We start from the raw sequence: 12,859 nt of genomic DNA on the forward strand, positions 1-12,859 counted from the left end.
TTTACTGGCATCAACTAAGGTAATAGATGTAAACTCAGATAATAATTGAACAAAGCTTGTGTTTTGCCTTGCAAGTACATAGCATAAGAGTTTAATTATAAAAAATAATAATGACCAAATAATTGCCGCTTTTTGGGAATGGAATATATGCGAATTGCTCCTTTATCTCTGTTAATTTCAGTTAGTTTGCTAGCAACTAGTGCATTTGCACAAGATACTGCTACGGTAACTGGCATTGAATCAGAGATCAGTAAAAAACAAGCCGAATACGATAACTCGACCTTAATCCTCGAAAAACACCTAAAAGAAGAAAGTCAGTTACAAAAACAACTCGAATTATTGCGCGCCCGCTCAACTGAGCTAGATAAAGAAAAAAACCAAGCGCTAGATGCAATGAACGAGATGTACCGCCGACTTATTGATGACCCAACTCTTGATATCAGCAATGCGCAGTCGCGCTATCAAAAAGCTGTGGTTGATCACAAACAAAACAAAGATGATATTTCGATGCAATTGGCGGCAATTGCTTCACATAGAAAAGACATTGAGCAAATTCGTGTATCAAAGCACACCCAGTTAAACACCTTAGAAAGTTTAAAAGAGCAGTTAGCAACGGCACGTGTTGAGCGTTTACGTAACGAATTCACTCGTGAAGGCACATTAGAGGTTAATCACACGATTAACTGTAAGCGCACCGAAACACTTGCTGCCTGTGAACAACGTGGCCAACAAATGGGCTTACAAAAAGCAACTAAACGTTTTGTAGACCAGATTTTTGCTAACTTAACTGAAGAGCGTTTAGTTGAGCCAAAACGTAACCTTGCCGGTGCACAAGTTAAGATTTTAAGTAGCCATGTCGTGAACAGCGCGTTCAGTGGTCAAGGTAACTACAACGTTAACTTAAGTGTGACGATGCGCGGTGATGTAAACAGCAGCCGTTTATGTAGCTTACTTAACTTAGATAATCGTTTTTGTGCTGACTATGGCACGCCACTGGCTGGTAACTTTCAGCCAAGCTACGGCACTACGTACTCAGATAGTCAGTTAACATTCAGTGACTCTCAGGATAATGGGCAGGTGGTATCGGTTTCACGTATGAGTGAGCAACCAGTAAGCGATTATTCTGTAAAAAAGCCAATAAAGGTTGAACCATTACCTGATCTAAAAAAATCTAAAATGGTTGAATTAACACTGCGTTCAAATGTTTATGACGACGAAGTGTTTATTGATGGTGTTAGCTATGGTGCAACTAGGTTAACGACATCATTACCAAAAGGTTTTCATGATATTGAAATTCGCAAACGTGGCTACAAAAGCTATAAAGCGCGAATTGATCTGCGTAAAGCACAAACCATTAATGCAAACCTAGTTAAAGTGCCAGAGCCTGTTGTTGCTGAAGTGACTGCAGCACCAGAGCAACCTGTAACAGCACCTGTTGCAAGTATTGTTAATAAAACCAGTTCTGCCAGCATTGTAGTTATTCCCGCTGGTAAATTTAAGATGGGTGACATTAACGGCAATGGGTTAGCGAATGAGCGCCCAGTGGTAGAAAAAACCATTGCTAACTCATTTGCGATGCAAAGCAAAGAAGTAAGCGTTGGTGAGTATGAGCAATTCGTTGCGAATACCGGCTATAAAACAGAAGCAGAGAAAGATCGCGGCTGTGCGTATTACTTAAATGGCGAACCAGTGTGGGAAGCAACCTTAAACTGGCGCAACCCAGGCTTTGATCAAGAAAGTGATTTTCCGGCGGTGTGTTTAACTTACAACGATGCCAAAGCGTATGCTGATTGGTTATCGGGTCAAACAGGCCAGCTGTTTCGTTTACCAAATGAGGTTGAGTGGGAATACGCTGCACGTGCAGGTAAAGAAACTGAATACCCTTGGGGTAACGAAATTGGTAAAAATTTAGCGAACTGTGGCTGGTGTGGTAGCGAATGGTCAAACAAGAGCGCTGCACCAACAGGGTCGTTTTCTCCTAACGCATTTGGCCTATACGATACAGTAGGTAATGTGTGGGAATGGACAAACAAAAAGTCAGGACAGTCTGATGTGGCTGTTCGAGGCGGTGCATGGAATTTTGCTCCTAGCCTAGCACGCGTATCAACGCGCTTAATCTTAGCGCCAGATTTTCGTGCAAACTATATCGGTTTCCGTTTAGTACGCGAACGATAAGAATTTAAAAAGGAAGTAATGGATGCTTCCTTTTTTAGCATTTTAATTAAAGCAGTTGCGCTTTTTCATGATTAGCATGATAGAGTGAGAGCAGCTAGTATAAGAACGAATTTTCAAAGGTCATCCAGCCTCATGTTTAAAAAACTCCGTGGTATTTTTTCAAACGATCTATCGATCGACTTGGGTACAGCCAATACCCTAATTTATGTAAAAGAAGAAGGTATCGTATTAAACGAACCTTCAGTTGTTGCTATTCGTCAAGAGCGTGCTGGTGGCCCTAAGAGCGTAGCATCTGTAGGTACCGAAGCTAAGCAAATGTTAGGTCGTACTCCGGGTAACATTAAAGCAATTCGTCCAATGAAAGACGGCGTTATTGCTGATTTCTACGTTACTGAAAAAATGCTGCAACACTTCATCAAGCAAGTGCATAACAACAACTTTATGCGCCCAAGCCCACGTGTTCTTATTTGTGTGCCTTGTGGTGCAACGCAAGTAGAAAAGCGTGCTATTCGTGAGTCTGCAATGGGTGCCGGTGCTCGTGAAGTATATCTAATCGAAGAGCCAATGGCAGCGGCTATCGGTGCTGGCTTACCAGTGTCTGAAGCAACCGGTTCAATGGTTGTTGATATCGGTGGTGGTACAACTGAAGTTGCCATTATTTCATTAAATGGTGTGGTTTACTCTTCATCTGTACGCATTGGTGGTGACAAATTTGATGAAGCTATCATCAACTATGTACGTCGTAACTTCGGTAGCTTAATTGGTGAAGCGACAGCTGAAAACATCAAGCACCAAATCGGTTCAGCTTTCAAAACAGACGAGCCTATTGAAATTGAAGTACGTGGTCGTAACCTTGCTGAAGGTGTACCGCGTTCATTCACACTTAACTCACACGAAATCTTAGAAGCACTGCAAGAGCCATTAATGGGTATTGTGAGCGCGGTAATGGTTGCATTAGAGCAATCTCCACCAGAGCTTGCTTCTGATATCTCTGCACACGGTATGGTATTAACCGGTGGTGGTGCATTATTAAAAGACCTAGACCGTTTATTAATGGAAGAAACCGGTATTCCAGTTGTGGTTGCTGATGATCCTTTAACCTGTGTTGCACGTGGCGGCGGTAAGGCACTAGAAATGATTGATATGCACGGTGGTGACGTATTTAGTTACGACTAATGAAGTTACTTTTTGGTCGTACCATCTCTTTGCAACTGCGACTTTTTGTCGCAGTGCTTTTGAGTGTCGTGCTGATCGTGGGCGATCGCTACACTCAAGGTGGTACAACAATCCGCACCAGCCTAAACACTTTAGTTAGCCCACTTATTTACCTTGCCAACTTGCCCTATGAGCTATTTAGTATTGGCGCGAAGAATCTGCATACCCGCGAACAGCTATTAACCGAAAACGAAGCGTTAAAAAAGAAGCAGTTATTACAAAGCGAACAACTACAACAACTGTCATTCTTATCTCGTGAAAACGATAAATTACGCGCTTTACTCGGTTCATCGGCTAAACAATCAAATCGTAAAATTATTGCACAAGTGCTCTCTGTTCACTCAAACCCGTATAGCCACCAAGTGGTTATTAACCGTGGTACAACGGATGGCCTAAGCGAAGGCCAAGCTGTGATTGACGAAATGGGTGTAGTAGGGCAAATCACTCAAGTGGGTTCAACTACCTCGCGCGTACTACTGATGACAGATACAACCCATGCCACACCTGTGCGTATTTTACGTAACGATGTACGTACCGTGGTTGAGGGGATTGGCAAAATCAACGTGGTAAAACTTTCGCATGTACCACATAGCCTTGATGTTCGCATTGGCGATATCTTGGTTACGTCTGGCCTAGGTGGCACTTTCCCAGAAGGTTATCCGGTTGCAGTAGTGACCGAAATTAACCGTGATGAAGGGCGTCCTTTTGCACAGGTTTATGCTGAGCCAATTGCGCAACTTGACCGTATTCGCTTATTGGTTGTGCTGTGGCGTAATCAGCAGGAGAGCATCAGCAATGAATAGTCGTCACTTTTTGCTGATTGCTATCAGTATCTTCTTTGCATTGGTAATGGCATTAATGCCGTTACCGATTTCGTTTGAACCATACCGCCCAGACTGGGTGTTAATGGTATTAATGTATTGGTCGTTAGCGGTGCCACACCGTTTAAATATTGGCACAGCTTGGGTGGTTGGTTTATTAATGGACCTTGCATCAGGCTCGCCACTCGGTGTGAATTCACTGACTTACTCTGTGTGTATATTTATCACTGCGAGTAACTTCCAAAAAATTAGAAACTTTTCTTTATGGCAGCAAAGCATTTTAATTGCTTTGTTTTTAACGCTTTACCACCTCATGCAGTTTTGGCTTAACCACTTTTTAATGGGCGTTTACTTTAGCCCGCATTATATGTGGCCAGTACTAACCGGCATGCTTTGTTGGTGGTGGATATTCTTAATTTTGCGTAAATATCGCCGTCATTTCAGGATTAGATAATGCAAACCGCAATTTATTTGGCGTCTGCATCACCGCGCCGAAAAGAGTTGCTCAGCCAACTTGGCGTTGAGTTTTCTCAATTTAGCGTTGATGCTGATGAAAGCCAATTCCCAAACGAAGCCCCGCGTGACTATGTAGAGCGTCTTGCTAGACTCAAGGCGCAATCGGGCGTTGCTATGGGTTACACTGACCGCCCAGTACTTGGCAGCGATACCGTGGTTGTCATTGATGATACCGCACTCGGTAAGCCGCTAGACCAAGCTGATTTTACCGCCACCATGAAGCGCTTATCTGGCCGTACTCATCAAGTGATGACGGCTGTGGCAATTGCTGATAGTGAGCAAGTAAAAAGCTGCCTTGTTGTCACCGATGTTACATTTAAACCGCTCAGCGATGCTGAAATTGATGCTTACTGGCATAGTGGAGAGCCGCAAGATAAAGCCGGTGGTTATGGCATTCAAGGCTTAGGTGGTCGCTTTGTTAGTCACCTTTCGGGTAGCTATTTTGCGGTTGTCGGCTTACCTTTATATGAGACAGAGCAGTTATTAAACGAATTTTTAAGAGGGTAACATGAGCACCGAATTACTGATCAACGTTACACCGAGCGAAAGTCGCGTTGCGCTAATCGAAAATGGCGTACTGCAAGAAATCCAACTAGAGCGAATTGGCAACCTTGGGATCGTGGGCAATATTTACCTAGGTAAAATCAGTCGCGTACTACCGGGTATGCAGGCTGCGTTTGTCGATATTGGCTTAGAGAAAGCTGCCTTTTTACATGCATCAGACATTGTAAACAGTGCCTCAATTGTAGAAGGCGTTGATGAGCAGCCAATCAAAAAAGTACAAGATATTCGTGAGCTTGTGCGCCAAGGCCAACATATCATGGTGCAAGTGGTTAAAGACCCGCTAGGAACCAAGGGCGCGCGCTTAACAACCGATATCACTATTCCTTCTCGTTATTTAGTGTTTATGCCAGATGCAACACACGTAGGTGTAAGCCAGCGCATTGAAACCGAAGAAGAACGTTCGCGCTTAAAGAAAATTGTTGCCGAATATGGTGATGATGACGGCAGCTTTATTGTTCGTACTGCAGCAGAAGGGGCGTCGGAAGCTGAACTACGTCACGATGCGGAATTCTTAAAAAAACTGTGGCAAAAAATCGTCACTAAGCGCAAAAAAACCAGCAAAGAAAGCATCTTGCATGAAGACTTAACACTGGCGTTTCGTACTCTACGTGACTACGTAGGTGAAGACATGGAGCGTATTCGTGTTGACTCAAAACTAACCTATCAAGAGCTTAAAGAGTTTACTGAAGAATTTGTGCCGCTGTTATCGGGAGCATTAGAATACTACCCGGGTGAGCGACCTATTTTCGATTTATTCGATGTTGAAACCGAGATCCAAAAAGCGCTACATCGTAAAGTTGAGCTTAAATCGGGTGGTTATTTAATTATCGACCAAACCGAAGCGATGACAACCGTTGATGTAAATACCGGGGCATTTGTTGGTCATCGTAACCTCGAAGAAACCATTTTTAATACTAATATCGAAGCGACCTCAGCAATTGCTCGTCAGCTACGTTTACGTAATTTAGGCGGCATCATTATCATCGACTTTATCGATATGGTTAGTGATGAGCATAAACGTCGAGTCTTGCATTCACTTGAGTCTGCGCTTGCAAAAGATCGTGCAAAAGCAAACATAAACGGCTTATCTGCACTAGGCTTAGTAGAGATGACCCGCAAACGGACCCGCGAAAGCTTAGAGCACATTCTTTGTGATGTGTGTCCTGCGTGTTCAGGGCGCGGCTCGCAAAAAACTGTAGAAACGGTTTGCTACGAAATCTTGCGTGAAATCGTTAGGGTAAACCGTGCTTATGCAGCTGATAAGTTTATGGTTTACGCAGCTCCTTCGGTAAGCGAAGCATTGATCAACGATGAGTATCACAACCTTGCTGAGCTGGAACTATTTATCGGTAAGCAAGTCAGTATTCAAACAGAGAGTTTATATAACCAAGAACAGTTTGATGTGGTAATGATGTAATGAAGGCAAAAACGGTCTGCTTTTATTGTTTACGTAAGTTATGGCAAGTATTTGCTATTACTCTCGTACTGCTGGCCGTTATTGTCTCTGTGGTAAAGTATTCACTGCCATACGCAAATGATTATAAAGATGACATTGAAGCGTTTTTGTATGAACGCTTTGATGTAAATTTAGCAATTGGTTCAATCTCAGCCAGTTGGCATGGCCAAGGCCCTGCCTTAGTCATCGAAGATATTTCCTTTGAAGATAACCAAACCTCACCGATAGCCCTCACCATTGATAAAGCGAGCCTTGAAGTTAACTTATGGGAGTCAGTAAAAACTCGTCAGCTTAAATCGAACTACTTTGTGATCAATGGTTTTCATGCTGATGTTGATTTACCCACTATGCTTGATTTGGGGAATAACCAGCAAACCAGCAACTTTGAGCAAAAAGAACTAATTGAAGGCTTATTCCTTGGTGAAACGGGTCACTTTGCGGTGCAAGACAGTAGCCTTAATTTTACCCTTAATGATGGTAAAGAGCGCAAGCTGATCCTCGAAAACATTGTCTGGCAAAATACCCCAGAGCAACATCAAGGCTCGGGCACATTAGCGTTACCAGGAATTTCGGTTGGTAGTTTTGACGCTCGCATGGCGCTGAATGGTTCGACTCTTGAAACCATGGCTGGCGATATCTATGTGCAAGCAGCTAACGTTGATGTATCTAAGTGGCTGGCGCAATATATTAATACCGACAAGCAGCAACTTACTTCAGACATCAATTTACAAACCTGGTTTAGTCTTGAAAAAGGCCTGATCAGCGATGTAAAAGTGCAGTGGCTACCGAGTTTCATTAACTGGCAACAAAACCAAGAAGCGCACCAAATTAGTTTAAGTGAAGGTGGTTTTCATTTATTTCCAAAGCAAAATGGCTGGCGCTTAAAAAGCACCGGACTCACCTTTGAAAGTGACTTAAAACAATGGCCAACCTTACAGTTTGAAGCTCAACTTGGCGATAAAAGCCAAATTTGGTTAAAGCAATTTGATTTTGCATTGCTGGCAAAGTTATCGCAGTTAAGTAACTTTGAAGTACTTGCCCCGTTTTTAGCCCGTCAACCCAATGGTCAGTTAAGTGATGCCTATCTTGAGTTGGGTCAGCAAGATAACTGGCAACTTTGGTTTCAGGGAGAACAAATTAATTGGCTGTCACTGCAGGGCATTCCTGGCGGTCAGGCGATTCGTGTTGATGGCTTAATTAATCAATCAGCTGGGCGAATTCAGCTATATGGCGAGAACAATCAACTGCTAACGAACGGCAGCTTTAGCCAAGATATTGCCTACAATCAATTAAATGTAGAACTCGACCTTCACCATTACGATGATGGCTGGCGCATTAGTAGCAATAATATCTGGCTTGATAACGACGAAGTTACTGTGGCTGCAGAGATGATGCTAAGCCTGACCGATGAACCGCGGTTAGATTTATATGCCGAAGCCTATGCCCCTGATGCCAAAGTCGCTGGGCATTATTTCCCGTTACCTGTAATGAGCGAAAAGCTAGTTAATTACCTAAATGGTGCAATTAAGGGCGGTGAAGTTAATAAAGCTCAAGTGCTGTTCTCGGGGCCATTTAAAGGGTTCCCGTTTAAAGAGCAGCAAGGTCAATTTGAAGTGTTAGCGAATGTTGAAAACGCTAAATATAAGTTTTCACCAAGCTGGCCAGAAGTTGAAGATGCCAACGTCATTTTACATTTCGAAAATGAGCGCATGGATATCTATAGCAAGTCGGGCAAGCTGGTTAACCTCGCTTTGGGGGAGAGTGTTCATGTCAGTATTGCTGATTTAATGAATGCAGATATCCTAAAAGTTGCCATTAATAAACGTGCTCATGGCGATAAGCTTAATCCATTTTTTACGGCCACTCCGCTTGCCAAGCCTTTGGCGAGTGTTTTTGAAGTTGTGCAACCGCAAGGCGAAGCGACTGCCGATATTGAGCTGTTAGTTAATTTACGTTCGGGTCATGTTGATGCGATTGGTGAAGTTGAATTGGCTAATATTCCAGTTTACCTTGCACAACCTGGGATCACGCTCAACCACATGACCGGTATTGTTAAGTTTAATAACGATAAAATCGACTTAAAAAATGCCAAAGCAGATTGGATGGGCATGCCACTTACAGCCAACTACAACAGTGAAAATGTGGCTGACACCTATCGCGCCGAAATTGCGGTAAAGCTGGGCCTTGAAGCTGAGCCTTTAATTGAACAAGCTCATGGTTTACTGGCCGGTTACTTAAGCGGTCAAAGTGATGTTGATATTAATGTGTCGCTTAACTTTTTACCGAATGACTTTAATTACCGCGCCGATGTGAGTGGTAATTTAATCGGTGTGACCAGCAAGCTGCCTGCACCTTATAACAAAAGCGCAGAGCAGAAATGGCCATTAACTGCAGTGGTACAGGGCGACCGTATTTCTAACTTGATCACCGCTAATGTTGATGAGCAGTTATTCTTTAATGCGATCTTAGATAACGGCGAAAAGAAATTTAGTAATGCCCATTTAATTTTAGGTGCACAAGATTTAGGGCTTAATCGTGAAGGTTTTGCGGTATCAATCGATTTACCAGAAACCGAAATAGTGCCTTGGTTTGGCTTAATTGATCAAATTATTGCGCTTACCAAAGTTAAGTCAGATGCACCAAGTGTGATGCCTGCTTTCAATAACGTAACGGGTAAATTTAATAAACTGGCACTACACAATATCGACTTTAATGATTTTGAATTTCGCTTAGCACCAAAGCAATCAGATTTAGAGCTAAAGCTAAATGCTAAAGAATTACGTGCCGATGCACTTATTCCAACAGGTGAGACACGCAGACCAATTCAAATTTTTACTGACTACCTGCGTATTAATTTTAACGAAGTCGCAGAGCAAACAGAGCAAGACTCAGAACCAGAAGATTTAAGCTGGTTAACCCGAGTCCCAGCCATCGAGTTTAACTGTGAAGATTGTAAAGTGGCTGAGTATCAGCTCGATAAAATTAAAAGCAGCTTAGTTGGGGAGAACGATAAACTATTGTTTACTGAGCTGGTCATCGACAAAGGCGACCACGTATTACGTGGTAAAGGACAATTTGCTGATGGGCAAACACGCTTTAGTGGTAACTTACAAAGTGACGATATTGGCGAGTTATTTGATGAGTTTGATATCACCACCACAGTCAAAGATTCAGATGCCAATATTAAGTTTGATCTTGCATGGCAAGGCGCACCTTATAGCTTTGATGTACCAAGTTTAGCTGGTGAATTAGATTGGCGTTTAGGTGAAGGGCACCTTGCTGAGATCAGTGATGGTGGTGCGCGAGTATTCTCTTTGCTGAGTTTAGATTCGTTAGTGCGTAAGCTGAAACTGGATTTTAGAGATGTATTCTCGAAAGGTTTTTTCTATAACAGTATGCAAGGCACCATGCAGCTAGAAAAGGGCATAGCTTACACCCAAGATACCAAGCTTGATGGTGTGCCTGCCGATTTGACGATCAAAGGTCATACAAACTTAAACACCTTTGAAATTGATTACGACCTAGCGGTTGCACCGCAGGTGACGTCGAGTATTCCAGTGATTGTGGCATGGATGGTTAACCCTGTAAGTGGTCTGGCAGCGCTGGCAATCGATAAGGTGATTCACTCGGCGCGGGTGATTTCAGAGATCAACTTTAAAGTAACAGGTAGTATGAACGATCCTGTTGTGAAAGAAGTGGATCGTAAGAGCCGTGAAGTGACGTTACCGCAAGCCGCGCAAAGCCAGCCGCAGTCGTCGACGCAACTAAAATTAAAAGATGCCGCATCTTCAGCGAGTTTAGATAACAATGAAGGCTAACCCTCACCCACAGGTTGTTGCAGTGCAAATGTGCTCAAGCATGAATGCTGAGCAAAACCTCGCTTTTTTAGCACAGACATTATCAACCCTTCCTGCAACTCGGCCATTGCTAGTGTGTTTACCCGAAAGCTTTTTGATCTTTAGTAAGCAAAGCCAAGCAAGTTATGAACTAGGTCTGCAAAGTGAGGCATATAAAGCGAAGCTTGCTGATTTATGTAAGCAACATGATATTTGGTTAGCCGCTGGCACCCTGCCTGTTTCACAGCAAAATGGTAAGTATTTAGCTGCCTCGTTTTTATTTAACAACCAAGGCGATGTGGTTGCGCAGTACAATAAAATTCACTTATTTGATGTGGATGTTGCCGACACTACGCGCAGTTACCGAGAGTCTGATGCGACGCAAGCAGGCAACGATATTGTGGTGGTCGACTCGCCATTTGGTAAAATTGGCTTAGCAGTATGTTATGATCTACGTTTTAGTGGCTTATTCACCGCCATGCAGCGCCAAGGGGCTGAGCTTATTTTAGTGCCCAGTGCCTTTACCACAGTCACCGGCGCTGCTCATTGGCATATTTTATTAGCTGCGCGGGCAATCGAAACACAATGCTATGTGGTTGCCGCAGCACAGTGGGGCGAGCACGAGAATGGCCGCCACACTTATGGTCACAGCATTATTATTTCACCATGGGGAGAAACGCTCAGTGAGCTTGCCTCTGGTACCGGGTTTATCAGCCATGAGCTTGATTTAAACCGCTTGAATACAATTCGCCAAGACATGCCTGTGCAGTCTCAGCAACGATTTAGAGAGCATTTATTATGAACACGGTTGAACAGCATTTATTACATGACAGCCAACTAACGAGAGAAGAATTAGAAAAAACGCTCGCTTTTATTCATCAACATCAAGTTGACTATGCCGACCTGTATTTTCAATCGAGCCACCACGAATCTTGGGTGCTTGAAGATGGCTTAGTAAAAGAAGGCTCATACAACGTTGAACGTGGTGTGGGTGTGCGTGCTGTTAGCGGTGAAAAAACCGGTTTTTCATACTCAGATGCGATTAACCTTGAAGCGTTAAACAAAGCCGCAACGGCAGCGCGCAGCATTGCCAATGCTGGCGAAAACAAAACGATTCAAGTATTCAGTGATGTAGCTGCTAAAGAGCAGTATGCGCCGCATCAACCAATTCAAAGCATGAGCAACGATGACAAAGTAAGCCTGCTACGTGAACTTGAAAACTATATTCGTCAATTAGCGCCGGATGCTGAGCAAGTGATCAGCTCAATGTCGGCGGTTTATGAAGAAGTGTTAATTGCTGCAAGTGATGGCACCTTTGCCACCGATATTCGCCCGCTTATTCGCTTAAATTGCTCAGTGTTACTTGAGAAGAACGGCCGTCGTGAACGTGGTGGTGCAGGGGGCGGTGCGCGTTTAGATTATGGCTATTTTAAAGAATTAGTCGATGGCAAACCGCGTTGGATGGAATACGCCGAAGAAGCTGTTCGCCAAGCAAAAGTAAACCTAGAAGCAATCGATGCGCCTGCTGGTAGCATGGAAGTCGTGCTAGGCGCAGGTTGGCCGGGTGTGTTACTACACGAAGCGGTAGGCCATGGTCTAGAAGGTGACTTTAACCGTAAAGGCGCATCAGCGTTTAGCGGTAAAGTAGGTCAAAAGGTGGCATCTGAGCTGTGTACAGTCGTGGATGATGGCACTATTGCTGATCGCCGTGGTTCATTGAACGTGGATGACGAAGGGACACCAGCTGCGTATAACGTGCTTATTGAAAACGGTATTTTAAAGGGCTACATGCAAGATAAGCTAAATGCCCGTTTGATGGGTGTTAACCCTACTGGTAATGCGCGCCGCGAATCCTACGCTCATTTACCTATGCCACGTATGACCAACACCTATATGCTAGGTGGCGAGCACAGCCAAGCTGATATCATCAGCTCGGTGAAAAAAGGTATCTTTGCTCCTAACTTCGGTGGTGGCCAAGTGGATATTACGTCGGGTAAGTTTGTATTTAGTGCTTCTGAAGCCTACTTAATTGAAAACGGTAAAATCACACAACCTATCAAAGGCGCAACACTGATTGGTAATGGCCCAGAAGTGATGCAGCAAATTTCGATGGTAGGTAACGACTTAGCCCTTGATAAAGGTGTTGGCGTGTGTGGTAAAGATGGCCAAAGCGTTCCTGTAGGAGTGGGCCAGCCAAGCCTTAAAATTGATAACTTAACTGTGGGTGGTACGGCTTAATACCACTTGCTCGTTCTACCTTATGGCAGGTTAAACTC

General features: G+C 43.7%; 9 protein-coding genes. All 9 read left to right on the forward strand.

What is annotated here, in order from left to right; all coding sequences use genetic code 11:
- Window positions 1-147: 147 nt before the first annotated feature.
- The 9 genes from EXT43_RS14375 to tldD all read left to right on the forward strand — a co-directional run bounded on the left by EXT43_RS14375 (window position 148) and on the right by tldD (window position 12,821).
- The gene (locus EXT43_RS14375; RefSeq protein ID WP_054563353.1) at window positions 148-2,175 is read left to right on the forward strand and encodes a formylglycine-generating enzyme family protein; all 2,028 of its coding nucleotides are present in this window, start codon (window positions 148-150) and stop codon (window positions 2,173-2,175) included.
- Between the two features lie 132 nt (window positions 2,176-2,307).
- Entirely contained in the window at window positions 2,308-3,351 is a 1,044-nt protein-coding gene (locus tag EXT43_RS14380; protein WP_054552787.1) for a rod shape-determining protein, read from the forward strand.
- Window positions 3,351-4,193 carry a rod shape-determining protein MreC gene (gene mreC, locus EXT43_RS14385; RefSeq protein WP_054563354.1) on the forward strand — a complete coding sequence of 281 codons (843 nt, stop codon included), beginning with the start codon at window positions 3,351-3,353 and terminating at the stop codon, window positions 4,191-4,193. Before EXT43_RS14380 ends, mreC begins: the two co-directional genes overlap by 1 nt.
- Window positions 4,186-4,665, forward strand: a complete 480-nt coding sequence (gene mreD, locus EXT43_RS14390; protein WP_058583828.1) for a rod shape-determining protein MreD — start codon at window positions 4,186-4,188, stop codon at window positions 4,663-4,665. The genes mreC and mreD overlap by 8 nt, the downstream gene beginning before the upstream one ends.
- Window positions 4,665-5,234: a Maf family protein gene (locus EXT43_RS14395; protein WP_054563356.1), complete on the forward strand. Its 570-nt coding sequence runs from the start codon at window positions 4,665-4,667 to the stop codon at window positions 5,232-5,234. The genes mreD and EXT43_RS14395 overlap by 1 nt, the downstream gene beginning before the upstream one ends.
- Window position 5,235: 1 nt before the next feature.
- Window positions 5,236-6,708 carry a ribonuclease G gene (gene rng, locus EXT43_RS14400; protein WP_054563357.1) on the forward strand — a complete coding sequence of 491 codons (1,473 nt, stop codon included), beginning with the start codon at window positions 5,236-5,238 and terminating at the stop codon, window positions 6,706-6,708.
- Window positions 6,708-10,565, forward strand: coding sequence for a YhdP family protein (locus tag EXT43_RS14405; protein WP_130167282.1), 3,858 nt, complete (start codon window positions 6,708-6,710; stop codon window positions 10,563-10,565). The genes rng and EXT43_RS14405 overlap by 1 nt, the downstream gene beginning before the upstream one ends.
- A complete protein-coding gene (locus EXT43_RS14410) occupies window positions 10,555-11,385 on the forward strand; it encodes a carbon-nitrogen hydrolase family protein (RefSeq protein ID WP_130167283.1) in 831 nt (276 codons plus the stop codon). Before EXT43_RS14405 ends, EXT43_RS14410 begins: the two co-directional genes overlap by 11 nt.
- On the forward strand, window positions 11,382-12,821 hold the full coding sequence (tldD, locus tag EXT43_RS14415) for a metalloprotease TldD (RefSeq protein WP_055021391.1): 1,440 nt from the start codon (window positions 11,382-11,384) through the stop codon (window positions 12,819-12,821). The genes EXT43_RS14410 and tldD overlap by 4 nt, the downstream gene beginning before the upstream one ends.
- Window positions 12,822-12,859 lie beyond the last annotated feature (38 nt).

Origin of the sequence: Pseudoalteromonas sp. CO109Y (assembly GCF_004208935.1) — a bacterium.
GTDB classification, from domain to species: Bacteria; Pseudomonadota; Gammaproteobacteria; order Enterobacterales; family Alteromonadaceae; genus Pseudoalteromonas; species Pseudoalteromonas shioyasakiensis.